Genomic DNA, 24,840 nt, shown 5'->3' with positions numbered 1-24,840 from the left:
AAAGCTGATGAAGACTCCAAAACGCATTGAACCCCTGATCGAGGACGGTCTGGTCGACGAGGTGCTGCGCCCACTCATGAGTGGTAAAGAAGCAGCTGTTTATGTGGTGCGCTGCGGTAATGAGCTGCGTTGCGCAAAGGTCTACAAGGAGGCGAATAAACGCAGTTTCCGCCAGGCGGCCGAGTATCAGGAAGGCCGCAAGGTGCGCAACAGCCGCCAGGCGCGGGCGATGGCCAAGGGCTCAAAATTCGGTCGCAAAGAGACCGAGGACGCCTGGCAGAACGCCGAAGTGGCGGCGCTGTTCCGCCTCGCCGGCGCGGGCGTGCGGGTGCCCAAGCCGTTCGATTTTCTTGAAGGCGTGCTGCTCATGGAGCTGATTGCCGACGAGTACGGCGATGCGGCCCCGCGCTTGAACGACGTGGTGCTGGAACCGGAGCAGGCGCGCGAATACCACGCCTTTCTGATCCAGCAGATTGTGCTGATGCTGTGTACCGGCCTGGTGCACGGTGACCTTTCCGAGTTCAACGTGCTGCTTACGCCCACCGGGCCGGTGATTATCGACCTGCCGCAAGCGGTGGACGCGGCGGGCAACAACCACGCGTTCAGCATGTTGGAGCGGGACGTGGGCAACATGGCGTCCTACTTCGGGCGTTTTGCCCCGGAGTTGAAGGCGACCAAGTACGCCAAGGAAATGTGGGCGTTGTACGAAGCCGGCACCTTGCACCCGGCCAGTGTGCTGACCGGCGAGTTCGACGAACCCGAAGAGCTGGCGGACGTGGGCGGGATCATGCGCGAGATCGAGGCCGCGCGCCTCGACGAGGAGCGTCGGCAAGCGGTACGCGCCGCCGACGACGCACCGCCGAGCAAGGCTGAAGAACCGCCTCCACCCTGGATGCAGTGATCGCCCACAAAAAATCCGGCCTCGGCCGGATTTTTTGTGTTCGCCGATAAGCTATTCGGCGTCCAGGTGCAGCGGGGTAATCACCCGGCCATCACTTTCGGCCTCGCCCAGGTTGGCGTCGATGAAGTACACGCGGTCGTCGGCCAGTTGCCCTTTATCCACCAGGTAGTCCTTGATGCTGCTGGCGCGGTCCTGGCCGAGTTGGCGCAGCAGCACATCGCTTTCGCTCCAGAACTTGATGACGCCCTCATGCAGTTTTTCGGTGCGCTCGCGGCGGCTCAGTTGTTCCCATTCGGCCGGTGGCTGGGTTTTCAGACGGGTGCGGTAGATGCCTTCGAGCAGGGGCGCTTTCTCGTCTTCCGGCACTTGCAGCAGCGAAGCCTGGGCCGGCACTTTGTCGCCACGGCGCTGGAGCATCTTGTAGTAGGTGTACTGGTATTCGCGCTCCAGGCGTTGCTCGGCAATCAGCGGGCCGTCGCTGCTGGCGGCGCTGGTGCCTTCGATTTCCAGGCGCAGGGCCGGGCGTTCCTTGAGGGCCTTGGCCAGGGTGGTGAGGGCGGCTTTGGCGTCGCTGCCCAACTCGCTGGAGCCGGGGGCGAAGGACACGGTGCCCAGGTCCTGCGACCCGCCACCGCTGACGAGCCCGCCGATCAACTTGAACGGCGCGGCGGCGGCCTTGACGATGAGGTTGCGCAGGGTTTGCCAGACAATGGGCATCACGCTGAACTGCGGGTTGTTCAGATCGCCCGTGACCGGCAGTTCGATGGAGATCTTGCCGTCCACGTCCTTGAGCAACGCCACCGCCAGTTTCAGCGGCAGGCTGACGGCGTCCGGGCTATCGACCTTTTCGCCCAGTTGCAGTTGCTCGACCACCACTTTGTTCTGGGCCTTGAGCTGGCCCTTGGTAATCAGGTAGTGCAGGTCGAGGTTGAGGCGGCCCTTGCGGATGCGGTAGCCGGCGAACTTGCCGGAGTAGGGCGTGAGCGTGGTCAGTTCGACCCGTTTGAAACTGGTGGCGATATCCAGTGCGGCCATCGGGTCGAAGGGGTTGACGCTGCCCTTGATGGTCACCGGCGCATAGCGGTCGACCTTGCCCTTGACGTCCACGGTGGCCGGTTTGGCCTGGCGGCTGTCGATGGTGCCGATCTGGCCGTTGAGCTGCTGGATGGCGGTGGCGAAGTTGGGCGTGAGGCTGAAGTCGGCGAAGTTGGCCGAACCGTCGTTGATGGCGATGCCGCCGATGTGGATGCCCAGGGGTTTTTCCTGGCTGGCGGCGGGTTTGGCGGCGGCTTTTTTCGCGCCGCTGTCGGCCGGTTGCGGGATCAGCAGGTCGTCGATGTTGGTGGTGCGATCATCGTTAATCATGAAGCGCACATAGGGCTGCTTGAGGTTGATGCGGTTGATCGACAGGCTGTCGCCGTGGCGGTAGTCCAGGCCCTCGACCACCACTTGCTGCCACTTGAGGAAATCGCGGGTTTTCAGGGTGTCGAGGGTGTGCAACTGATCGACCTGGGCGCGGCCGGTGATGCTCAGGGCCAGCGGTTCGGTGCTCTTGAGGTTGACCGCCAGGTCGCTGCCGAGCATGCCGCTGCGCAGTTCCAGGCGAATGAAGGGGCTGATGTAGGACTGGGCGACGCGCAGGTCGATGTCCTTGGTTTGCACCGCGAGCTTGGCGCTGACCGGGTTCAGGTTGACCTCGCCATTGGCCAGGATCTTGCCCTGCTTGCCCAACCCGGTATCGAGCTTGAGGGTGAAGGGCGACTGGTTGAGGCTGTCGAAGTTTTGCAGGTCCAGGTTCAGCGGGCCCAGTTCCAGGGCCACGGCCGGTTTGGCCTGGCGGTCGGCCAGGTGCACGTGGTAGTTGCGCAGTTGCACGTCCTTGAGCAGCACTTGCCAAGGCTTGCCGGGCGGCGCCGGTTGGTCGGCTTTTGGGGTGTCGGCGGTGGCCGGGGCGGTGGCGGCCGCTTTGGACGCCGGCTTGGCCGGTTGGCTGGCAAAGAGCTTTTGCCAGTCGAGTTGGCCATCGGCTTCGCGGGCGGCCCAGGTTTCCAGCTTCTGGCTGCGGATCTTGCCGACGATGACCTGTTGCTTGGCCATGTCGACCGTGGTTTCGCTGATGTCCAGGCGTTCCAGGCGCGCCAGTGGGCGGCCGTCGGGGGCCTTGATGGCGAAAGGGGCGACGCTGACCGCCACGTCGCTGAGCAGCAGTTCGGTCTGCTGGCTCAGGTTGAGTTTGTAGCGGGTGCTGAGGTTGAGCACGCCGTCTTCGAGCACCAGGGGCACGGCGTCACGCACGTAGGGCCACCAGACTTTCATCTTGCCGTCGGTGACTTTCAGGGTGCCTTCGGAGGCAATCGGCACCAGGCTGAAGTTGCCGGTCCAATCGATCTTGCCGCCCTCGGGGCCGGCGGCCACCAGGGTCATGTCGGCGTTGTCGTCGGGCAGGGTGCTGAGGTTTTTCAGCTCCAGGTCCATTTTGTCGTAGAGGAATTCGATCGGCTCGCTGGGGCGCAGGTCCTGGAAGTGCACATAGCCGCCGGCCAGTTTGATGCGCTCGATGCGCAGTGGGAACGGCTTGGCCTCGGGGTCGGCGGGGGTGGGTTCGCTGGCGGGCAGGTTGAACAGGCCCAGCAGGTTGAGCTTGCCGTCCTTGCCGAACAGGATCTGGGTCTTGGGCTTGTCCAGCTCCACGTCCGCCAGGTGCAGGGCACGGGTCCACAGGCTGTCCAATTGCAGGTTGGCGTAGAGGCGCTCGAAGGCCACTTGCTCCTTGCCCGGTTCGCCGATGTTCAGGCCCCAGACGCTCAGTTCCAGGCTGAACGGGTTGAGTTCGATACGCTGGATGTGGGCGGGGGTGGTGGCGTAGTTGGCTAACTGTTGGTTGGCGATGCGCAGGGCAATGCCTGGAAGGATCAAGAAGCCCAGCAAGCTGTAGAGAGCGAGGGCGGTCAACAGGGCGCCAATAGCGCGAATCAATCCTTTGGGCATGTGCGGCGTCATCTGTCTGAATCGGAGTGCCTTGGAGTATGGCACGCCATTCTGGTTCCGAAGTAGCCGTGTTTATTGGCGCCTGAAGTTTGTCTCAGAGTTGCAGGATCAGGGTCTTGAGGGGCGGCTGCCCGTCGTGGGAGGGGAAGTCCGCCCCCGGCGTCATCACCTGCCAGTCGCGTACCGGCCGCCCGGCCTTGTCGGCACAGCGCAGCACCTGCTCGCGCCAGTCGTCGAGGCTGACTTTCGCCAAGTTGTTGCAGCAGATCAGCACGCCATTGTCGGCGGTGGCCAGCAGGGCGGGCTTGAGCAGGCTCTGGTAGTCGCGCAGCAAATCGACAGTGCCGAACGCACTTTTGGCCCAGGCCGGCGGGTCGAGTAGCACCAGGTCGTACTGGCGCTGTTCCAGGCGTGGGTAGCTGGGCAGTTTCTGCCCGCGGCGCTGGCTGATGGGCAGCCCGGCGAGTTGGCGGATGGCGGGGAAGTAGTCCGACTGCACGAATTCCATGGCCGGCAGGTGCGGGTTGAGCTGGCCGTTTTCCCGGCCCACGGCCAGGTTGCCTTCGGCGAAGTCCAGGTTGCATACCTCGCGCGCGCCACCGGCCGCTGCGCTGAGGCCGACGCCGCAGGTGTAGGCGAACAGGTTGAGCACACTTTTACCGGCGCTGTGGTCCTTGACCCAGCCGCGGGTGTTGCGCAGGTCGAGAAACAGCAGCGGGTCTTGCCCGGCATGGCGGCCGCGCACGCGGTAGTTCAGGCCCCATTCATGGCCGACCAGGTCTTGCAGGGCGGCGTCGTGCGCCTGGTAAACGCTGTCTTGGCGGTCGATGCGCGAGTTGCCCCGGGAGCGGTCGTTGTAGACGAGCAGGGTCGCAAGGCCCAGATGCTCATCCACCAGGGCATGCAGTTGCAGCAAGGCGTCGCGTTCCAGGCTTTGGTGGAAGCTTTGCACCAGCAGTTGCGGGCCGTAGCGGTCGATGGTCAGGCCCCCGGCGCCTTCTTGGCTGCCGTGGAACAGGCGATAGCAATCGGTGCCTTGCCCGTGCAGGGTGGCGAGCAGGTCTTGGCGATGATCGAGGGCGGCGCGCAGCGCCTGATTCAAGGAAGACATGCAAAGCGCCTTGCTGGGGAATGGGGCGCGGGAGTTTAACAGCATTGCCTGGGGCGGCGGGCGGGGCGATAAAGCGGGGCAAACAAAAACGGAGCGTTCGCACGCTCCGTTCTTTTATACAAGCCGGCGACTACTTGCCGACCTGTTTTTCCTTGATTTCTGCCAGGGTCTTGCAGTCGACGCACATGTCGGCGGTCGGGCGCGCTTCGAGCCGGCGGATACCGATCTCGACGCCGCAGGATTCGCACCAGCCGTATTCTTCGTCTTCGATCAGTTGCAGGGTCTTGTCGATTTTCTTGATGAGTTTGCGCTCGCGGTCGCGGGCACGCAGTTCAAGGCTGAATTCTTCTTCCTGGCTGGCACGGTCGGCCGGGTCGGGGAAGTTGGCTGCCTCATCTTTCATGTGGTCAACAGTGCGGTCGACTTCCTGCATCAAGTCCTGTTTCCACTTGTTCAGGATCTTGGTGAAGTGATCGCGCATGGGCTTGCCCATGTATTCCTCGCCCTTGACCTCTTTGTAGGGTTCAAAGCCGCTGATCGACTGGTTTGGCTGTTGCTTTGCTTGGGTGGGCATGAATGGACCGCCTCTACTCTTGTAATCCATTGCGCAGGATTGTTCCTTCACCGACACCTGCCGGCCCTGCGGCTGCAAGCGGGCGAACTTACCAGATCAAATCGGGCCGCGCTACTCCCGGTTGTCGAGCGTACGGCCAGCCTTGCATGCAAAAGGTTGCAAAGCCGCGTCTGGTAAGTCGGGTGGCCTGCGTGATTAGTGATTTTAGTCAAGCCTGGGGTGTACGCCCCGGTTGTTGGTCGGGACCTGGCTGACGGCTCTGACCGCTTTAGCCGCTCGCTCGTTCCCCGGGTTGGGTAGAATCGGCTCTTTTGCCTCCCATTGAAGGAATGGCTACCCATGGCTCAGCCCTACAGTGCGCGCAGCCGCGCGATCGAACCGTTCCACGTCATGGCCCTGCTGGCCCGCGCCAATGAGCTGCAAGCCGCCGGCCACGATGTGATCCACCTGGAAATCGGCGAGCCGGACTTCACCACCGCCGAGCCGATCATCCAGGCCGGCCAGGCTGCCCTGACCGCCGGCAAGACCCGCTACACCGCGGCCCGTGGCATCCCTGAGTTGCGCGGCGCGATTGCCGGTTTCTACCAGCAGCGCTACGGCTTGAGCATCGACCCCGAGCGCATCCTGATTACTCCCGGCGGCTCTGGCGCCTTGCTGCTGGCCAGTAGCTTGCTGGTGGACCCGGGCAAGCACTGGTTGCTGGCCGACCCCGGCTACCCGTGCAACCGCCACTTCCTGCGCCTGGTCGAAGGCGCGGCGCAACTGGTGCCGGTGGGGCCGGATGTGCGCTATCAGCTCACCCCGCAACTGGTGGCGCGGCACTGGGACGCGGGCAGCGTCGGCGCCCTGGTGGCCTCGCCCGCCAACCCCACCGGGACCCTGCTCAGCCGTGACGAATTGGCCGGGCTTTCGGCGGCGGTCAAGGCGCGTAATGGCCATTTGGTGGTGGATGAGATCTACCACGGGCTGACCTACGGCACCGACGCCGCCAGCGTGCTGGAAGTGGACGACAGCGCCTTTGTGCTCAATAGCTTCTCCAAATACTTCGGCATGACCGGGTGGCGCCTGGGTTGGTTGGTGGCCCCGCCGGACGCGGTAGGCGAGTTGGAGAAACTCGCGCAGAACCTCTACATCAGTGCGCCGAGCATGGCCCAGTACGCGGCGCTGGCGTGTTTCGAGCCTGCGACCCTGGACATCCTCGAAGAACGTCGCGCCGAGTTCGGCCGGCGTCGCGACTTCCTGCTGCCGGCCCTGCGGGAGTTGGGGTTCGGCATCGCCGTCGAGCCTGAAGGGGCGTTCTACCTATACGCCGACATCAGCCAGTTCGGCGGTGATGGGTTCGCCTTCTGCCAGCACTTCCTGGAAACCGAGCACGTGGCCTTCACCCCGGGCCTGGACTTCGGCCGCCACCTGGCCGGGCATCACGTGCGGTTTGCCTACACTCAGAGCCTGCCGCGCTTGCAAGAAGCGGTGGAGCGCATTGCCCGCGGCCTGCGCAGTTGGCAAGGCTGATGCGCTTTTCTCCTGCCCTGGAAGAGGGCCGCTTGCTGCGCCGCTACAAGCGTTTTCTGGCCGATATCGAAACCCTGGAAGGCGAACTGCTGACCATCCACTGCCCCAACACCGGCTCGATGCTCAATTGCATGGCGCCCGGTGGGGTGGTCTGGTTCAGCCGTTCCAACGACCCCAAGCGCAAACTGCCCGGCACCTGGGAAATCAGCCAGACCCCTCAAGGACGCCTGGCCTGTGTGAATACGGCGCGGGCCAACGGCTTGATCGAGGAGGCCCTGCGCGCCGGGCAGATCACCGAACTTGCCGGGTTCACCGGGCTCAAGCGCGAAGTGCCATACGGCCAGGAAAACAGCCGCATCGATTTTCGCCTGGACTACCCGCAAGGCGCGGCGTTCGTTGAGGTCAAGAGCGTCACCCTGGGCTTTGATGGCACGCCAGTGGCGGCGTTTCCCGACGCGGTAACGGCACGCGGCGCCAAGCACCTGCGTGAACTGGCGGCGTTGGCCCGTGACGGCGTGCGTGCGGTGCAGTTGTATTGCGTCAACCTCACCGGCATCGACGCCGTGCGCCCGGCCGAGGAAATCGACCCGGGCTATGCCGCCGCGTTGCGTGAGGCGGTTACGGCAGGCGTGGAAGTTCTGGCCTACGGCGTGAGCCTGACCTGCGAGGAGATCCGCGTGGAACGGCGCTTGCCCGTGCAGTTGGGCCGTTAAAGCCCGACCCAGATGCCTTGGCTGTCTTCCCGGCAGGGCAGGGCCGCCAGGGATTTTCCGGCGCAGGGGCCGGCGATGCACTCGCCGGTTTCCATTAGGAACAAGGCGCCGTGGGTTGCGCACTGGATCAGGCTGGCGCTGTCGTCGAGAAAACGGTCGGGTTGCCATTCCAGCGGTATGCCGCGGTGGGGGCAGCGATTGAGGTAGAGATAGACTTGGCCGTCGCGGCGCACGGCCAGCAGCTTCTGGCCCTCGACCTCAAAACCGCGACTGGCGGCGTCGGCCAGTTCACTGCTGTTGCATAGAAACTTCATGTCTTTCCTCAAGTGCCGCAGGCGGCGGGCCTGGGCGATCATCCCACGGTAAGGGGAAATGTCAGTGCTTGACGTTCAAATGCAAACAATTATCAAATGCCGGCTTCGCCAGCCGTGCACCGCTGTATAGAGGCCCCCACCGCGCGGCCTGACACAACCAGCCTAGCCATAAAGGAAACCTGCTATGCGCCTGCGTACCCTCACCGTCGCGTTCTGTGCCGCCCTGCTGTTCAACCCGACGGCGTTCGCGGCCGATGTGGCACAGCGCTGGGTCAGTGCCGGGGGCGCGTTGTCCGAGTGGGTCAGTGCCCTGGGCGGGGAGTCTAGATTGGTCGGGGTCGATACCACCAGCCAGCACCCCGAGGCGCTCAAGGCACTGCCTAGCATTGGCTATCAGCGCCAGTTGTCGGCCGAGGGCATTTTGAGCCTGCGCCCGCAGATCCTGGTGGGCACCGATGAAATGGGCCCGCCGCCGGTGCTGGCGCAAATTCGCAGCGCCGGGGTGCAGGTCGAGTTGTTTTCTGCCGAGCCTGAGCTGCCCGTCTTGCAGGCCAACCTGCAACGCCTGGGCACGCTACTTGGTGCTGAAGCAGAGGCTGCGCGGCTGTTCACGGTGTATCAACAGCGCCTCGACCAGCAGGCCGTATGGGTGCGCGAGGCGCAAACCCGCGCCCAGGCCCCGGGGGTGCTGGTGGTGATCGGCAATGCCGGCGGCAAATCGCTGGTGGCGGGCAAGGACACCGCCGCCGATTGGGTGGTGCAGCGCGCGGGCGGGCGCAACTTGGCCAGCCACACGGGCTACAAGCCGTTTTCCGTCGAGTCCCTGGCCGGCCTCAGCCCGGACGTGCTGGTGTTCTCCGACCGCAGCCTGTTCGGCGAAGCGGCGCGGGCGGCGTTGTTCAGGGAAAACCCGATCTTCGCCAGCACCCCTGCGGCCAAGGCCGGCCGGGTGTTCGAGCTGGACCCGACCCTGCTCGTCGGGGGCCTGGGGCCGCGTCTGCCCCAGCGCCTGCTGACGCTGGCGGGTGAGTTCTATGCCCAGGCGCCTGCGGCCAAAGCCGCCCCATGAGGACGCTGGTCAAGCCGCGCGCGCTGTTCATCGGCCTGGGCCTGCTGTGTTTGTTGGCGACTTGGCTGTCGCTGGCCCTGGGCCCGGTGAGCCTGCCGTTGTTCGATACCTTGCGCGCGGCCCTGCGCCTGCTCGGTGTGCCGCTGGCTCCCGAGGGGTTGGAGCAGGCGGAATTGATCCTCGGCCAGATCCGCCTACCGCGCACCCTGCTGGGGTTGGCGGTGGGCGGGGTGCTGGCGTTGTCTGGCGTGGCCATGCAGGGGCTGTTCCGCAACCCCCTGGCGGACCCGGGCCTGGTGGGGGTTTCCAGCGGCGCGGCCCTGGGCGCGGCGATTGCCATCGTCTTCGGCTCGGCGTTTGGTGGTTTGCCCGAAGGGCTGGGGCCGTATCTGTTGTCGGTGTGCGCGTTTATCGGTGGCTTGGGCGTGACTGCGCTGGTCTATCGCCTGGGCCGGCGCAATGGCCAGACCAACGTCGCCACCATGCTGCTGGCGGGCATCGCCCTGACGGCGCTGGCCACCTCAGTGGTGGGCCTGTTCACTTACCTGGCCGACGACGCCACATTGCGCACCCTGACGTTCTGGAACCTGGGCAGCCTCAACGGCGCCAGTTATGCGCGGTTGTGGCCGTTGCTGTTGGTCAGCGCGGCGGTGGCGCTGTGGCTGCCACGCCGGGCCAAGGCCCTCAATGCCCTGTTGCTGGGCGAATCGGAGGCCGGCCACTTGGGCATCGACGTCGAGCGCCTCAAGCGTGAATTGGTGTTCTGTACCGCACTGGGCGTGGGTGCGGCCGTGGCGGCGGCGGGGATGATCGGTTTCGTCGGCTTGGTGGTGCCGCACCTGGTGCGCTTGTTGGCCGGGCCGGACCACCGCGTGCTGCTGCCGGCCTCGGTGCTGGCCGGGGCGACTCTGCTGCTGTTCGCCGACCTGGTGGCGCGCCTGGCGCTGGCACCGGCGGAGCTGCCTATTGGCATTGTTACCGCATTTATCGGCGCGCCGTTCTTCCTATATTTGCTGCTGCGAGGCCGTGCCTGATGTTGCGCGTAGAAAACCTGCACATTCGGCGCGGCGACAAAACCGTGCTGGCGGATATCAACCTGCACCTTAACCCTGGCGAAGTGCTGGGGGTGCTTGGCCCCAACGGCGCGGGCAAAAGTACCTTGCTCGGCGCCTTGTGTGGCGAGTTGAAGCCGGATCAAGGCAAGGTCTGGCTGGACCAGGACGAACTGGCCCACTGGCCCGGTATGCAACGGGCCCAGCGGCTGGCGGTGTTGCCGCAAGCCTCGACCCTGGAGTTTGCCTTTCGTGTCGAAGAAGTGGTGGGCATGGGCCGCTTGCCCCACCACAGCGGCCGGGTTCGCGACGACGAGATCATCGAGGCCGCACTGGCCGCCGCGGATGTCGGCCATTTGCACGGGCGCAGTTACCTGGCGCTGTCGGGCGGTGAACGCCAGCGCGTCCACTTGGCTCGGGTCCTGGCGCAGCTGTGGCCGGGGGAGGCGGGGCAAACCCTGCTGCTGGACGAGCCGACCTCCATGCTCGACCCCTTGCACCAGCACACCACGCTGCACGCCATCCGCACCTTCGCCGACCGCGGCGCGGCGGTGCTGGTGATCCTCCATGACCTGAACCTGGCGGCCCGCTACTGCGACCGCATTCTGCTGCTGCAGGACGGCCGGTCCTTCGCCCTGGACAGCCCGGCCAAGGTCCTGCTGCCGGTGCCGCTCAAAGCGGTGTTTGGCCTGGAGGTGCTGGTGCAGCCACACCCGGAGCGCGGTCATCCGCTGATTATTGCCCGCTGATGAGGCGTTCCTAAGACCTTTCCCGGAATCGAGTAGCTGGCTTCCTTACTTGCTCCCGGCGTGAGACACGCCGCCACAGGCTCTTTACCCTTTGTGCCGTTGACAGGTAGAGGCTGCACGGGCAGCGGGAGAGCTTATGGAATCAACAGGCAAAGAGCTGGCGCACCTTGCTATCGGTTTACTTGATCTGACTTCACTCAACGCCGCGGATAATGACGCACACATTGTCGAATTGTGCCGCCGCGCACTGACACCATTCGGCCCGGTGGCATCGGTGTGTGTCTACCCGCGCTTCGTCGCCCTGGCCCGGAAAACCCTGCGCCAACTCGATTGCCCCAGCGTGCGGCTGGTCACGGTGGCCAACTTCCCGTTCGGCGGCAGCCGTATTGCGCCGATCATCGCGGACATCGAGCAAGCCATCGCGGCGGGGGTGGATGAGGTCGACGTGGTCTACCCCTATCACGCGTTGATCGCTGCCGAGGCAGAGCCGGCCAAGGCCCTGCTGGGAGCCTGTCGCGCTGTGTGCGAGGGGCGGGTGCGGTTCAAGGTGATCCTGGAAACCGGCGTGCTGCGTGACCCGCAACTGATTCGCCGCGCGAGCCTCGACGCGATCGAGGCCGGCGCCGACTTCATCAAGACCAGCACCGGTAAAAGCCCGGTCAGCGCCACGGAGCAGGCGGTACGGATCATCCTGACGGCCATTGCCGAGAGCGAGGCGCCGGTGGGGATCAAGGTCTGCGGCGGCATCCGTACCCTGGACGATGTGCGCCTGTACGTGGACCTAGTGCACAGCCGTTTTGGCGATGAATGGCTCAATCCTGAGCGCTTGCGTATGGGCGCCATCGGCCTGTTGGACGAGTTGTCGGCGTGTCTGCAAGCCTGAGGCGCACTTTTGTGCAGGCAAAAAAAGACCCGGCGATGAGCCGGGTCAAATAACCGTGATTAGCCTGATGAGGAGATAAGCTGAGAGTCCGAACCACTGGCCTTCCAGATTATCGACTGATCTCGCGACCAGTTGCGCCAATAATAACGATTCTCATTCTTAAGTCAACGGCTGTTTATCAAATTCTTCTGCGCGGGCCCTGGATTGGCCCGGAGCACCCGTAAATACTGGGGTTTGGTGTTTTTTTCGGGTGGCTGTGGCGCAGTCTTTGTGCCTTAACTTTTGTGCCGGGCAGAAATCGCGTCCAGTTGCCGGTTCAAGGCCTCCTTGCGCTCGGCGGGAATGTCGTTCCAGTGCACGTCCATCAATGCGCCTTCAATGGCATAAAGCAACACTTTAGAAGCGCGAAAGCCCCGGGTGCGTACGGCCCGGTAGGCATCCACTGCCCCCAGGCGCCGCAGGTCCGACGCGCTATGGATGCCCACGGCATGCAGCCACTGCGCCGACGTCTTGCCAAGGTTTTTCAGGTGTTGCAATTCATCATTCATCAAGCCTCCTTGCGACGGCCGAACGGTGCGTGGGCATGCCTGCAAGGAGTGTAGCGTTCAGTAGGAAAATCGTGATTCTTTGGTAGGTTTTGATTCAAAAGCGTCTAAGAAACTAGAAATCAAGGCTTAGGAAAGGCCCTAAGTGCCTGTAGGAGAAGTTTGAGGGCGAGCCGCTCTGCACAGCGAGCGCACTGCGCAAGGATCTAGCACGGGGAGCAAAGCGTCGGGCTTGAGCGCTCGGCGCGGTCAGCGGGTGCGGTAGCGCAGGCGCGTGCCGAAATTGACCGACATCAGAATCTCATCGGCACTCAGCTCGGGCGGGAAGTAGGTGCCGGAGATTTGCGCGTGGGCCAGGCTGGCGCCCTCAAGCGACGAATGGCGCAGGTCCAGGCCACGCAGGTCGGCGGAACGGAAGTAGCTATCGGTGAAGTCGATGCCTTCGGCGTTCAGTTCCCGCAGGTCAAGGCCACGGAAGTCGCCTCCGCGCATGTCGATGGGGGTGTCTTTGGGCCGTTCGCGGTTGAAGCCTGAGATGTCGTCTTTGTGCAAGAGCGCAAAGAGCGGGGTATCGAGCAATTTGGGCTGGCTCATGAGGGCGTCACCTGTTGGATTTATGACGCCAGTATAGTGCCAGTATTTTGCAGCCGTGAAGCCATCCTTGGCTTCACGGCTGCAAAAAGGGCTTAGAGCCCTGGCAGACGCTGGCGAATGTGCGCCACCAACGCGTCGAGGGTGCCGCTTTCATTGGTTTCGACCCGCTTACTGCACAGCACTTCGGCAGGGCTGAGGGCGTCGCGGCTGGCCTGTTGGGCGGCGATCACGTCCAGGGTGGCATCGGAGGGGTCGTTGCGGTCGGCCTGGCGCCGGGCCAGCCAGCTCTCGATCACGGCTTGCGGGGCGTTGCAGTCCAGGATCAAAAACGGCGCCCCGGTGGCTTCGGCGACTTTGGCGGCGGCTTCACGCTGGTCGCGCTTGAGGTAGGTGGCGTCGATCACCACCGGGAAACCGGCGCGCAGGATGGTGTCGGCCAACTGGTGCAGGCGCCCGTAAGTGTCGGCACTGGCCTGGGCGCTGTAGATCCCGGCTTCGACGGTGTTGGCTTGCTGCTGTTCACCGAACAGGCGCTTGCGCTCCACATCCGAACGCAGGCGGATCGCCCCCAGCGCTTCGACCAGGCGCATGGCCACGTGGCTTTTGCCCACGGCCGAGACGCCGCTGGTGATGGCCAGGAAACGCGACGGGATGGTGCTGTAGCTTTCCGCCAGGTTGGCGTAGTTGCGGTACTGGCGCAGGGTAGTGGCCTTTTGCACCGGGGTGGCGTCGGCCGGCATGCTGAACAGGCTGACCTTGGCGCGCACCATGGCGCGGTAGGCTTTATAGAAGTTGAGCAGCACCAGACCCTGGTAGTCGCCGGTCAGCTCCAGGTATTGGCTGACGAACCGCCGCGCCAGGCTCTTGAGGCCGCGGTCCTCCAGGTCCATGGCCAGGAACGCGGTGTCGGCCCAGACGTCGGTGAAGCGGAAGGGTTCGTTGAACTCGATGCAGTCGAAAATCACCACGGCGCCGTCGATCAGCGTGGCGTTGCCCAGGTGGATGTCACCGTGGCATTCGCGGATAAAACCCTCGGCCTTGCGCTGGGCGAACAGCGGCTTGAGGCGCTCGAAGCTGGCTTGCGCCCAGGCTTGCAGGGCTTGAAGTTGCACCAGGTCGGCCTTGTCGCTGAGGAACGGCAGGATTTGCTCGAAGTTCTGCAACACCGGTGCCATCACGCTGTCCGGGGTGCCGGCGTCGTGGGCGGCGGGCACTTGCGGGGAGTCGAGGTGGAAGCGGGCGATCTGGCGCGCCATGTCGTCGATGTGGCTGGCGGTCAGCTCGCTGTTGGCTTGCAGGGTGCTGAGCAATTGGCTCTGGGGGAATTGGCGCATTTTCAGCGCGTATTCGATGACCGGGCCGTCACCGCCCAGTTGCGGGGCTTCGGCGCTGCCGGTGATGGGCAGCACCTCTAGGTACAGGTCTTGGGTCAGGCGCTGGTTCAGGCGCAGTTCTTCGGCGCAGAAATGCGCGCGCGAGGCCAGGTCGGTGAAGTCCAGGAAACCGAAATTGACCGGTTTCTTCACTTTATAAGCGTAAGGGCCGGTGAGCAGTACCCAAGAGATGTGCGTCTCAATGACCTGGAAACCTTCTACGGTATGGGGGTAGAGGGCCGGGTTTTGCAGGGCGGCGATCAATGACTGGCTCACAGGCGATCCTTCTGAGTCGGGGAAAATTCAAGGGCGCCATTATGGCCGCATGCGGCGGTCGTGCAAACCTCGGACAGCGCCTGTTGACGATGAGTAAAGTGCGTATAATCCGCCGCCATGACTCGTACCCGATCCCCCCGTTCCCGTAAAAAAACCTCCTCTAGCGGCCTGCGCCCCTGGCTCGGCTGGGCGTTGAAGCTGGGCCTGGTAGGCCTTGTGATCGTCGCTGGCTTTGCGGTTTACCTCGATGCCGTGGTCCAAGAGAAGTTTTCCGGCAAGCGCTGGACCATCCCCGCCAAAGTGTATGCCCGCCCGTTGGAGCTGTTCGTCGGGCAAAAGCTGAGCAAGGACGATTTCCTTACCGAACTCGACGCCTTGGGCTATCGCCGCGAAAGTATCGCCAACGGCCCCGGCGCGGCCTCGGTCAACGGCAATACCGTTGAACTCAACACCCGTGGCTTCCAGTTCTATGAAGGCATGGAGCAGGCGCAACCGGTGCGTGTGCGCTTTTCTGGCGACTACGTAGCCGAGCTCTCTGGCGCCAAGGGCGCGAAAGTCGCGGTGGTGCGCCTGGAGCCGCTGCTGATCGGCGGCTTGTACCCGAAAAACCTGGAAGACCGCATCCTCATCAAAATCGACCAGGTGCCGCCGTTCCTTCTCGAGACCCTGGTCACGGTCGAAGACCGCGACTTCTACCAGCACTTTGGCGTATCGCCCAAGTCGATTGCGCGGGCGGTCTGGGTCAACACCTCGTCGGGCAAAATGCGCCAGGGCGGCAGTACCCTGACCCAGCAATTGGTCAAGAACTTCTACCTGACCAACGAGCGCAGCCTGTCGCGCAAACTGACCGAAGCGATGATGGCGTTGCTGCTGGAGTTGCATTACGACAAGCGCGAGATTCTCGAGGCGTACCTCAACGAGGTGTTCGTCGGCCAGGACGGCCAGCGCGCCGTGCACGGTTTCGGGCTGGCCAGCCAGTTCTTTTTCAGCCAGCCTCTGTCCGAGCTCAAGTTGCATCAGGTGGCGCTGCTGGTGGGCATGGTCAAGGGGCCGTCCTCCTATAACCCGCGCCGTTACCCCGAACGCGCCCTGGAGCGGCGCAACCTGGTGCTCGACCTGCTGGAGCAGCAGGGCGTCGCCAGCGCCGAGCAAGTGGCCGCCGCGAAGAAGATGCCCTTGGGTGTGACCAAGCGTGGCAGCCTGGCCGACAGTTCCTTCCCCGGGTTCCTTGACTTGGTCAAGCGCCAGTTGCGCGAAGACTACCGCGACGAAGACTTGACCGAAGAAGGGCTGCGTATCTTCACCAGTTTTGACCCGATCCTGCAGATGAAAGCCGAGGCCTCGGTCAACGACACGTTCAAACGCCTGGCCGGGCGCAAAGGCGCGGACGAGGTTGAAGCGGCCATGGTCGTCACCAACCCGGAAACCGGTGAAGTACAGGCCATGATCGGCAGCCGCCAGGCCAGTTTCGCCGGCTTCAACCGGGCCCTGGACGCGGTGCGGCCCATCGGCTCGCTGATTAAACCGGCGGTTTACCTGACCGCGCTGGAGAAACCGAGCCAGTACACCCTCACCAGTTGGCTCTCCGACGAAGCGTTCTCGGTCAAGGGCGCGGACGGCCAGGTGTGGAAGCCGCAGAACTACGACCGCCGCTCCCATGGCACCGTGTTCCTCTATCAAGGGCTGGCCCACTCCTACAACCTGTCCACGGCGCGCCTGGGCCTGGAAGTGGGCGTGCCCAATGTGCTCAAGACCCTCGCTCGCCTGGGCGTGACCCGGGAATTCCCGGCGTTCCCATCGATGCTGCTGGGGGCCGGCGGCCTGAGCCCGATGGAAGTGGCCACCATGTACCAGACCCTGGCCAACGGCGGCTTCAACACGCCAATGCGGGGCATCCGCAGCGTACTGACCGCCGAGGGCGAACCGCTCAAGCGTTATCCATTCCAGATCCAGCAACGCTTTGACCCGGGTTCCATCTACCTGATCCAAAGCGCCATGCAACGGGTGATGCGCGAGGGCACGGGCAGCTCGGTCTACAACGTGCTGCCCAAGACCCTGGCGCTGGCCGGCAAGACCGGCACCAGTAACGATTCGCGGGACAGTTGGTTCGCCGGTTTCAGCCAGGACTTGCTGGCGGTGGTGTGGATGGGCCGTGATGACAACGGCAAGACGCCGTTTACCGGCGCTACAGGGGCATTGCAGGTGTGGAGCAGTTTCATGCGCAAGGCCGACCCATTGCCGCTGGACATGCCGCAGCCGGACAACATCGTTCTGGCGTGGGTCGATTCACGCACCGGGCAGGGCTCTGAAGCCAGTTGTCCGGGCGCGGTGCAGATGCCGTATATTCGCGGCAGCGAGCCGCCTCCCGGCGCGGCCTGTGCAGGGGAAACCCCGGCATCCGGCGATTCGGTGATGGATTGGGTCAAGGGCTGGATGAATTAAGCGAGAGGGTTTGACGTGAACAAGTGGTGGATTCCGGCGATGGCAGCACTGGCGATGGTCAGTGGCTGCGCCAACGTACAGCGCGGTTCGATTCCGGTAGTGGATTCCGGGACCGCTGTGTCCAATAACGAGCGGATTTCGGCCAATGGGGGTTTCCGCCAGACCACCGTGCAGCGCCCGGCCCAGGCCCAGGCCCAGGCGATTCCCCAGGACTCGGGCGTGGTGGTGATGATCCCCGGTGGCGGCGCGACCACTTCGGCGCCGATCAGCAGCGCACCTATTACGCCGGGGCCGATCACGCCTGGGCCGATCGACTCTGCGCCGATCCAAACGGCGCCGATCAATCCGACCTACAACATGCCATCGACGCCCAGCGGCATTCCGTCGGCCAACGCGGGCGGCCTCTCGGCCGACGAGCAATTGGATGGCCCGGTGCTGGCGCTGCTCACCACCGCCCAGCAGCAACAGGCCGGCGGCGACCTCAATGGCGCGTCTTCCAGCCTGGAGCGGGCCCAGCGTGTTGCCCCACGTGAACCGCAAGTGCTCTATCGCCTGGCCCAGGTGCGCATGGCGCAAGGCGACGCGGCGCAAGCCGAGCAATTCGCCCGGCGTGGCTTGACCTTCGCCAACGGCCGCCCCGACCTGCAAGCCAGCCTCTGGGGCCTGATCGCCCAGGCGCGGGAGAAGCAGGGTGATCCTGCCGGCGCCGCGTTAGCCCGGCAGAAGGCCAAGGTGAATCTGTGATGGACGCGCGTTTGGGGCAAATCGCCGACCAACTGCTGCTGATCGAGCGTGAGCTGCGGGTCCAGGGCTGGTGGGATGAGGTAGCGCCTAGCGCCGAGGCCCTGGCCAGCGTCGAGCCGTTCAGTGTCGATACGCTGGAGTTCGAGCAGTGGCTGCAATGGATCTTCCTGCCACGGATGAAAGTCATTCTGGAGCAGGATCTGCCGCTGCCCAGCGCTTCCGGGATTCTGGAGATGGCTGAGATGGTCTTCGCCCAGCGCCCGGGGCGGGGCGCCCAGTTGCGCCGGTTGCTGGCGCAGTTCGATCAATTGATCGTCGGCGCGAAATAAGCGCAAGGCTGTCGCGTTTAGGGGCGGCCTCTCGCATTTTTCTACCGCTTGAGCGGGCTCAGGCGAGTTTTATCCCTCCGTCAATCACTTTTTTCTGCATTCTCATGCGCTTAGCTGCAAAAAAGCGCAATTATTGCTTGACTTGCAGAGGGCGAAACAGAAGAATCCAAAGTCCGCTGTAGAGGGACTGCCAGAAGCAGGCCCACTCGGCAGATCATGAGGCGCACATCCGCGCCGACCTGTTACACCCGCAACGCGTTACCTCGCGCTGGGTGGGAAAACCCCGCAACACTTGGGGAGCTCCCAATACTTGCTCAGTCAGTGCTGACGTAGTCGGCGACCACCGTCGCTCATGCTCTGCCGAGAAGTAAACCTATTAAGACCCGTCGGCTTTTTGTGGACGGTATTCTGGCGTTTTAGAGGTGAACAACGTGGAGCTTTTATCTGGTGGTGAGATGCTCGTGCGCTTTTTGCGCGACGAAGGCGTCAAGTACATCTACGGGTACCCGGGTGGTGCTCTTCTTCATGTCTACGATGCGCTGTTCAAGGAACCGGATGTCACTCACATCCTGGTTCGCCATGAGCAGGCCGCAACCCATATGGCTGACGGCTATGCCCGCGCCACCGGCAAGGCCGGTGTTGTATTGGTGACTTCCGGCCCTGGCGCGACCAACGCCATTACCGGTATTGCCACGGCCTACATGGACTCCATTCCGATGGTCATCATCTCTGGCCAGGTGCCCAGCACCATGGTCGGTACCGATGCGTTCCAGGAAACCGACATGATCGGTATCTCCCGGCCGATCGTGAAGCACAGCTTCATGATTAAGCACGCCTCGGAAATCCCGGAAATCATGAAGAAAGCCTTCTATCTGGCGCAATCCGGTCGTCCTGGCCCGGTCGTGGTCGACATTCCAAAAGACATGACCAACCCGGCCGAGAAGTTCGAATACATCTTCCCGAAAAAAGCCAAGCTGCGTTCCTACAGCCCCGCGGTCCGTGGCCACTCCGGCCAGATCCGCAAAGCGGCGGAAATGCTCCTGGCGGCCAAGCGTCCGGTGCTCTATGCCGGCGGTGGCGTGATCCTCGGCGGCGGCTCGGCGCCGTTGACCGAACTGGCGCAAATGCTCAACTTGCCGGTTACCAACACCCTGATGGGCCTGGGCGCCTACCCTGGCACCGATCGCCAGTTCATCGGCATGCTCGGCATGCACGGCAGCTACACCGCCAACCTGGCCATGCACCATGCCGACGTGATTCTCGCGGTTGGTGCGCGGTTCGATGACCGCGTCATCAACGGCCCGGCCAAGTTCTGCCCGAATGCCAAGATTATTCATATCGACATCGACCCGGCTTCGATCTCCAAGACCATCAAGGCAGACGTGCCTATCGTTGGCCCGGTCGAAAGCGTATTGACCGAGATGGTCGCCGCGCTCAAGGACATCGGCGAAACCCCGAACAAAGAAGCGGTGGCCAGTTGGTGGAAGCAGGTCGATGAATGGCGCGGCGACCGCGGCTTATTCCCTTACGACAAGGGCGACGGCAGCATCATCAAGCCTCAGACCGTGATCGAAACCCTGTGCGAAGTGACCAAGGGCGACGCCTTTGTGACCTCCGACGTGGGCCAGCACCAGATGTTTGCGGCGCAGTACTACAAGTTCAACAAGCCCAACCGCTGGATCAACTCCGGTGGCCTGGGCACCATGGGCTTCGGTTTTCCGGCGGCCATGGGCGTGAAGCTGAGCTTCCCGGACGCCGACGTCGCGTGCGTCACCGGTGAAGGCAGCATCCAGATGAACATCCAGGAACTGTCCACATGCCTGCAGTACGGCTTGCCGGTGAAAATCGTCAGCCTGAACAACGGCGTATTGGGAATGGTGCGCCAGTGGCAGGACATGAGCTACGGCAGCCGCCACTCCCACTCGTACATGGAATCGCTGCCTGACTTCGTCAAACTGGTTGAAGCCTATGGTCATGTGGGCATCCGCATCACTGACCTCAAGGACTTGAAGCCGAAGATGGAAGAAGCCTTCGCCATGAAGGATCGCCTGGTGTTCCTCGACATTCAGGTCGATACCAGCGAGCACGTCTATCCGATGCAGATCAAAGACGGCTCCATGCGCGATATGTGGCTGAGCAAGACGGAGCGTACTTAATCATGCGGCACATAATCTCCTTGCTTCTGGAAAACGAACCGGGCGCCTTGTCTCGTGTAGTGGGCCTGTTTTCGCAACGCAACTACAACATCGAAAGCCTGACCGTGGCGCCGACCGAGGACCCGACCCTGTCGCGTCTGACGTTGACCACCGTGGGGCACGATGAAGTAATCGAGCAGATCACCAAGAACCTCAACAAGCTGATCGAAGTGGTTAAATTGGTCGATCTGTCGGAAAGCGCGCACATCGAGCGCGAGCTGATGCTGGTCAAGATCAAGGCCACCGGCGCCCAGCGCGCCGAGATCAAGCGCACCACCGATATTTATCGTGGGCAGATCGTCGACGTCAGTGCGAGCGTGTATACCGTTCAACTGACCGGAACCAGCGATAAGCTCGACAGTTTCATTCAGTCAATCGGCACTGCTGCGATTCTGGAGACCGTCCGTAGTGGCGTGACCGGGATTGCCCGTGGCGACAAAGTGCTGAGCATCTAAACAACAATTAGCGAATGGCCTGAACGGCCTGGATATAAAGGGGAAATTCATGAAAGTTTTCTACGATAAAGACTGCGACCTGTCGATCATCCAGGGCAAGAAAGTTGCCATCATCGGTTACGGCTCCCAGGGCCATGCTCAAGCGTGCAACCTGAAAGATTCCGGCGTTGACGTGACTGTTGGCCTGCGTAAAGGCTCGGCCACTGTTGCCAAGGCTGAAGCCCATGGCCTGAAAGTGACTGACGTTGCTTCCGCCGTCGCCGCTGCAGACCTGGTCATGATCCTGACCCCGGACGAGTTCCAGTCCTCGCTGTACAAGAACGAAATCGAACCGAACATCAAGAAAGGCGCCACCCTGGCCTTCTCCCACGGCTTCGCGATCCACTACAACCAGGTTGTGCCACGTGCCGACCTCGACGTCATCATGATCGCGCCCAAAGCACCGGGCCACACCGTGCGCTCCGAGTTCGTCAAGGGCGGCGGTATCCCTGACCTGATCGCGATCTACCAGGACGCCTCGGGCAACGCCAAGAACGTTGCTCTGTCCTATGCGGCAGGCGTGGGTGGCGGTCGTACCGGCATCATCGAAACCACCTTCAAGGACGAAACCGAAACCGACCTGTTCGGCGAGCAAGCCGTTCTGTGCGGCGGTACCGTTGAACTGGTCAAGGCTGGTTTTGAAACCCTGGTTGAAGCGGGCTACGCGCCGGAAATGGCCTACTTTGAGTGCCTGCACGAACTGAAGCTGATCGTAGACCTCATGTACGAAGGCGGCATCGCCAACATGAACTACTCGATCTCCAACAACGCGGAGTACGGCGAGTACGTGACCGGCCCGGAAGTCATCAACGCCGAATCCCGTCAGGCCATGCGCAACGCCCTGAAGCGCATTCAGGACGGCGAGTACGCCAAGATGTTCATCAGCGAAGGTGCTACCGGCTACCCTTCGATGACCGCCAAGCGTCGTAACAACGCCGCCCATGGCATTGAAATCATCGGCGAGCAACTGCGCTCCATGATGCCGTGGATCGGCGCCAACAAGATCGTCGACAAAGCCAAGAACTAAGTCGTCAACTTGTACGGAAAACGCGGCCTAGGCCGCGTTTTTTCGTTTGGCGGGCGGCATCTGGTATAAAGCTGCATCGTTTGCTGGCGAACCGTTGCCGCAAACACCTGTCGAAATTCTCCACACCGTTGCAAGGTATTGTCCATGAGCGAACGTCCCGAAGAGCCACACCAGGCCTCTGACGCCGAAAGCCTGCTACCCATCGATGAGCATGTCGAAGAAGGGCATGACGCTGAAGGCCGTAAAGTCCGGCATCGTGGCATCTATCTTTTGCCCAACCTCTTCACCACCGCGAACCTGTTCGCCGGTTTCTACTCCATCATCAATTCCATGAGCGCCCAAAGTGCCCTGAGCGCTGGGGATGTCAAAGGGGCGGGCAACTACTTTGCCTTCGCCGCAATCGCGATCTTCGTGGCCATGGTGCTCGACGGCCTGGACGGCCGCGTTGCCCGTATGACTAATACCCAGAGTGCCTTTGGCGCTGAGTACGATTCGCTGTCCGACATGGTCGCCTTCGGCGTTGCGCCTGCGTTGCTGGCATTTGGCTGGGCGCTGGGCGACATGGGCAAGGTTGGCTGGATGGTCGCCTTCATCTATGTGGCCGGTGCGGCGTTGCGCCTTGCGCGCTTCAATACCCAGGTGGGGACTGCCGACAAACGCTATTTCATCGGTCTTGCCAGCCCGGCGGCGGCAGGTGTGGTGGCTGGTATTGTCTGGGCGTTCAGTGACTACGGGATCCAGGGCTCGAAAATGTCGTTCCTGGTGGCGCTGATGGTAGCGGCGGCGGGCATGCTGATGGTCAGCAATATCAAGTACAACAGCTTCAAGGAGTTCGATCTCAAGGGGCGAGTGCCCTTTGTTGCGATTCTGGCCGTAGTATTGGTGTTTGCCGTGGTCTTCATCGACCCGCCGCGTACCCTGCTGCTGGTATTCCTCGTCTATGCGGCTTCCGGGCCGGTCCAGCACCTCTTGCGCCTGCGTCGTCACAAAAACGCCGAGTGATGTAATTTCCACCATACTCCGCAGTCTATGGGTGAATCAGTTCACCAATGCTGCGGAGTTTCCATGTTAATCAAGTCCACCAAGTCATCCGATTGCCACGAATCGGATGTCACGCCAGAGTCCCTCTACCTTTCTCGCCGCAGCCTGCTCTGTGGTGCGGTTACAGGCTTGGCTGCCAGCACCCTGCCGAGCTGGGCCAGTGCCCAGGAGCCTTCCCGGTATGCGGATGTCGAACCGGGTAGAGCGCCGACTTGGTTTGCCGAGAAACTCTCTCACGCCCAGTGGCAAGCGGTTAACGTCAAGGATGAAGCGATCACGCCATTCAAGGACGCCACGCATTACAACAACTTCTACGAGTTCGGTACCGATAAGGGCGACCCCGCCGCCAACGCCGGTGCGCTTAAAACCGAGCCATGGAGTGTGGTGATCGATGGGGAGGTCGCCAAGCCTGGGCGATATGCGCTCGAAGACTTCATGAAGCCCTATCAGTTGGAAGAGCGCATCTATCGTCTGCGTTGCGTCGAGGCTTGGTCGATGGTCATTCCGTGGCTGGGTTTCCCGATTTCGGCACTGCTTAAGCAGGTCGAACCTACTTCCAAGGCGCGATTCATTCGTTTCGAAACCCTGCAGGACCCTAAGGTAATGCCTGGGCAGCGTTCAGGTTTTGCTCTGATCGATTGGCCTTACGTTGAAGGCTTGAGGCTGGACGAAGCCATGAACCCGCTCGCTATCCTCGCCGTCGGGATGTATGGGCGCGAGCTCCCGAATCAGAATGGTGCGCCCTTGCGATTGGTGGTGCCCTGGAAGTACGGCTTCAAGAGTATCAAGTCCATTGTGCGAATCAGCCTCGTCAGCGAGCAGCCAAAGACTACCTGGCAAAGCATCGCAGCGGATGAGTACGGTTTCTATGCCAACGTGAATCCTACCGTCGACCACCCGCGTTGGACCCAGGCCCGCGAGCGTCGCCTCCCAAGCGGACTATTCAGTCCCAACGTGCGTGAAACCCGGATGTTCAATGGCTACTCGGAAGAGGTCGCTTCTTTATATACAGGCTTGGATCTGCGGAAGAATTACTGATGCGTTATCTGTACTGGCGTCTTAGTGTCTTTACTGCAGCATCGGCCTGGCCATTGCTTTGGGTGTATCAGGCTTGGGCTTTTGCGCTGGGGCCGGACCCGGGGAAGGTGTTGGTGGATCGCCTGGGGTTGGGGACGCTGATTCTTCTATTAGTAACCCTGAGCATGACCCCTCTGCAAAAACTGACAGGCTGGCCAGGATGGGTCGTCGTACGCCGTCAATTGGGGTTATGGTGCTTTGCTTATGTCGTGTTGCACTTGAGTGCTTACCTGGTATTCGTTTTAGGACTGGACTTGTCCCAGTTGGGTGTGGAGTTACGCAAGCGTCCCTATATCATCGTCGGTGCATTGGGGTTCTTTTGCCTGTTGATGTTGGCAGTGACTTCCAACCGTTACAGTCAGCGGCGGCTGGGCGTTCGTTGGAAAAAACTACATCGGCTGGTCTACGTAATTCTTGGGCTTGGCTTGTTGCATATGCTCTGGATCGTTCGGGCAGACCTTAAGGAGTGGGCTATCTATGCCGCGGTAGGGGGTGTTCTCATGCTGTTGCGCATCCCGCCCATAGCTCGGCGAATCCCGCGACTGATTAACAAGCGTGCGCTCTCTGTAACAAAAGCGTAATTAGTTCTTGACGTCAGGTTCCATGCGCCTATAATTCGCCCCACTTCCGGCGCAGTCGAAACGGAAAACTCCTTGGTAAACAAAGAGTTATGCAGGTTTCGACAGCGCGGAGCTTCAGGTCATCGAAGTCCGAAAGGAGTTGAAAAAGAGGTGTTGACAGCAGCGAGTAACGCTGTAGAATTCGCCTCCCGCTAACGAGTGATCGTCAGCGCAAGTGGTTGAAGTTGTTAAAGATTTCCCAGCGAAACTTTGAAAG

The 24,840-nt window shown here is 62.3% G+C and carries 23 protein-coding genes; 16 read left to right on the top strand and 7 right to left on the bottom strand.

Annotated features, from left to right (window positions below):
• Nucleotides 1-7 precede the first annotated feature (7 nt).
• Nucleotides 8-901: a PA4780 family RIO1-like protein kinase gene (locus tag CKW13_RS22810; RefSeq protein ID WP_095111032.1), complete on the top strand. Its 894-nt coding sequence runs from the start codon at nucleotides 8-10 to the stop codon at nucleotides 899-901.
• A gap of 51 nt (nucleotides 902-952) precedes the next feature.
• Here the strand turns inward: CKW13_RS22810 and CKW13_RS22805 are convergent, their stop codons facing one another.
• The 3 genes from CKW13_RS22805 to dksA form a co-directional block, all read right to left on the bottom strand.
• Nucleotides 953-3,901 carry a DUF748 domain-containing protein gene (locus CKW13_RS22805; RefSeq protein WP_095111031.1) on the bottom strand — a complete coding sequence of 983 codons (2,949 nt, stop codon included), beginning with the start codon at nucleotides 3,899-3,901 and terminating at the stop codon, nucleotides 953-955.
• Nucleotides 3,902-3,983: 82 nt separating this feature from the next.
• The gene (locus tag CKW13_RS22800; RefSeq protein WP_095111030.1) at nucleotides 3,984-5,000 is read right to left on the bottom strand and encodes a class I SAM-dependent rRNA methyltransferase; all 1,017 of its coding nucleotides are present in this window, start codon (nucleotides 4,998-5,000) and stop codon (nucleotides 3,984-3,986) included.
• A 130-nt stretch (nucleotides 5,001-5,130) separates the two neighbouring features.
• On the bottom strand, nucleotides 5,131-5,574 hold the full coding sequence (gene dksA, locus CKW13_RS22795) for an RNA polymerase-binding protein DksA (protein WP_095111029.1): 444 nt from the start codon (nucleotides 5,572-5,574) through the stop codon (nucleotides 5,131-5,133).
• A 339-nt stretch (nucleotides 5,575-5,913) separates the two neighbouring features.
• Between dksA and CKW13_RS22790 the strand changes: the two genes are divergently transcribed.
• Both CKW13_RS22790 and sfsA read left to right on the top strand, forming a co-directional pair.
• Nucleotides 5,914-7,086, top strand: coding sequence for a pyridoxal phosphate-dependent aminotransferase (locus tag CKW13_RS22790; protein ID WP_095111028.1), 1,173 nt, complete (start codon nucleotides 5,914-5,916; stop codon nucleotides 7,084-7,086).
• On the top strand, nucleotides 7,086-7,799 hold the full coding sequence (gene sfsA / locus CKW13_RS22785) for a DNA/RNA nuclease SfsA (RefSeq protein ID WP_095111027.1): 714 nt from the start codon (nucleotides 7,086-7,088) through the stop codon (nucleotides 7,797-7,799). The genes CKW13_RS22790 and sfsA overlap by 1 nt, the downstream gene beginning before the upstream one ends.
• On the opposite strand, the gene CKW13_RS22780 is transcribed toward sfsA, so the two are convergent.
• Nucleotides 7,796-8,113, bottom strand: coding sequence for a Rieske (2Fe-2S) protein (locus tag CKW13_RS22780; protein WP_095111026.1), 318 nt, complete (start codon nucleotides 8,111-8,113; stop codon nucleotides 7,796-7,798). The genes sfsA and CKW13_RS22780 overlap by 4 nt on opposite strands.
• A 184-nt stretch (nucleotides 8,114-8,297) precedes the next feature.
• Between CKW13_RS22780 and CKW13_RS22775 the strand changes: the two genes are divergently transcribed.
• The 4 genes from CKW13_RS22775 (at nucleotide 8,298) to deoC (ending at nucleotide 11,866) form a co-directional block, all read left to right on the top strand.
• Complete coding sequence (locus CKW13_RS22775; protein WP_095111025.1) at nucleotides 8,298-9,182, top strand: hemin ABC transporter substrate-binding protein; 885 nt, start codon at nucleotides 8,298-8,300, stop codon at nucleotides 9,180-9,182.
• Nucleotides 9,183-9,232: 50 nt separating this feature from the next.
• Complete coding sequence (locus CKW13_RS22770) at nucleotides 9,233-10,216, top strand: iron ABC transporter permease (protein WP_176465171.1); 984 nt, start codon at nucleotides 9,233-9,235, stop codon at nucleotides 10,214-10,216.
• Nucleotides 10,216-10,983 carry a heme ABC transporter ATP-binding protein gene (locus tag CKW13_RS22765; RefSeq protein WP_095111023.1) on the top strand — a complete coding sequence of 256 codons (768 nt, stop codon included), beginning with the start codon at nucleotides 10,216-10,218 and terminating at the stop codon, nucleotides 10,981-10,983. Before CKW13_RS22770 ends, CKW13_RS22765 begins: the two co-directional genes overlap by 1 nt.
• A 136-nt stretch (nucleotides 10,984-11,119) precedes the next feature.
• Nucleotides 11,120-11,866, top strand: a complete 747-nt coding sequence (deoC, locus tag CKW13_RS22760; protein ID WP_095111022.1) for a deoxyribose-phosphate aldolase — start codon at nucleotides 11,120-11,122, stop codon at nucleotides 11,864-11,866.
• Nucleotides 11,867-12,141: 275 nt separating this feature from the next.
• On the opposite strand, the gene CKW13_RS22755 is transcribed toward deoC, so the two are convergent.
• From CKW13_RS22755 to CKW13_RS22745, 3 genes are all read right to left on the bottom strand, one after another.
• The gene (locus tag CKW13_RS22755; RefSeq protein ID WP_095111021.1) at nucleotides 12,142-12,414 is read right to left on the bottom strand and encodes a TfoX/Sxy family protein; all 273 of its coding nucleotides are present in this window, start codon (nucleotides 12,412-12,414) and stop codon (nucleotides 12,142-12,144) included.
• A gap of 246 nt (nucleotides 12,415-12,660) precedes the next feature.
• Complete coding sequence (locus CKW13_RS22750; protein ID WP_095111020.1) at nucleotides 12,661-13,005, bottom strand: pentapeptide repeat-containing protein; 345 nt, start codon at nucleotides 13,003-13,005, stop codon at nucleotides 12,661-12,663.
• Between the two features lie 92 nt (nucleotides 13,006-13,097).
• Nucleotides 13,098-14,654: a bifunctional aminoglycoside phosphotransferase/ATP-binding protein gene (locus CKW13_RS22745; protein WP_095111019.1), complete on the bottom strand. Its 1,557-nt coding sequence runs from the start codon at nucleotides 14,652-14,654 to the stop codon at nucleotides 13,098-13,100.
• A 117-nt stretch (nucleotides 14,655-14,771) separates the two neighbouring features.
• On the opposite strand from CKW13_RS22745, the gene mrcB reads away from it, so the two are divergent.
• From mrcB to msrQ, 9 genes are all read left to right on the top strand, one after another.
• Nucleotides 14,772-17,096, top strand: a complete 2,325-nt coding sequence (gene mrcB, locus CKW13_RS22740) for a penicillin-binding protein 1B (RefSeq protein WP_095111018.1) — start codon at nucleotides 14,772-14,774, stop codon at nucleotides 17,094-17,096.
• A gap of 15 nt (nucleotides 17,097-17,111) precedes the next feature.
• The gene (locus CKW13_RS22735; RefSeq protein WP_095111017.1) at nucleotides 17,112-17,840 is read left to right on the top strand and encodes a M48 family metallopeptidase; all 729 of its coding nucleotides are present in this window, start codon (nucleotides 17,112-17,114) and stop codon (nucleotides 17,838-17,840) included.
• Nucleotides 17,840-18,169, top strand: coding sequence for a YqcC family protein (locus tag CKW13_RS22730; protein ID WP_095111016.1), 330 nt, complete (start codon nucleotides 17,840-17,842; stop codon nucleotides 18,167-18,169). The genes CKW13_RS22735 and CKW13_RS22730 overlap by 1 nt, the downstream gene beginning before the upstream one ends.
• 431 nt (nucleotides 18,170-18,600) lie before the next feature.
• Nucleotides 18,601-20,325 (top strand): acetolactate synthase 3 large subunit, encoded by a 1,725-nt coding sequence (locus tag CKW13_RS22725; RefSeq protein ID WP_095111056.1) that lies wholly within the window; start codon nucleotides 18,601-18,603, stop codon nucleotides 20,323-20,325.
• Nucleotides 20,326-20,327: 2 nt separating this feature from the next.
• A complete protein-coding gene (gene ilvN, locus CKW13_RS22720; RefSeq protein WP_017133046.1) occupies nucleotides 20,328-20,819 on the top strand; it encodes an acetolactate synthase small subunit in 492 nt (163 codons plus the stop codon).
• 49 nt (nucleotides 20,820-20,868) lie between these two features.
• Nucleotides 20,869-21,885, top strand: coding sequence for a ketol-acid reductoisomerase (gene ilvC / locus CKW13_RS22715; protein ID WP_003228216.1), 1,017 nt, complete (start codon nucleotides 20,869-20,871; stop codon nucleotides 21,883-21,885).
• A 144-nt stretch (nucleotides 21,886-22,029) separates the two neighbouring features.
• On the top strand, nucleotides 22,030-22,887 hold the full coding sequence (gene pssA, locus CKW13_RS22710) for a CDP-diacylglycerol--serine O-phosphatidyltransferase (RefSeq protein WP_095111015.1): 858 nt from the start codon (nucleotides 22,030-22,032) through the stop codon (nucleotides 22,885-22,887).
• A gap of 63 nt (nucleotides 22,888-22,950) precedes the next feature.
• Nucleotides 22,951-23,964: a protein-methionine-sulfoxide reductase catalytic subunit MsrP gene (gene msrP / locus CKW13_RS22705; protein WP_095111014.1), complete on the top strand. Its 1,014-nt coding sequence runs from the start codon at nucleotides 22,951-22,953 to the stop codon at nucleotides 23,962-23,964.
• The gene (msrQ, locus tag CKW13_RS22700) at nucleotides 23,964-24,584 is read left to right on the top strand and encodes a protein-methionine-sulfoxide reductase heme-binding subunit MsrQ (protein ID WP_095111013.1); all 621 of its coding nucleotides are present in this window, start codon (nucleotides 23,964-23,966) and stop codon (nucleotides 24,582-24,584) included. Before msrP ends, msrQ begins: the two co-directional genes overlap by 1 nt.
• The last annotated feature ends 256 nt before the right edge of the window (nucleotides 24,585-24,840 follow it).

Origin of the sequence: Pseudomonas sp. Irchel 3E20 (assembly GCF_900187645.1) — a bacterium.
GTDB lineage: Bacteria > Pseudomonadota > Gammaproteobacteria > Pseudomonadales > Pseudomonadaceae > Aquipseudomonas.
This window is presented reverse-complemented; position numbering and strand designations above follow the sequence as displayed.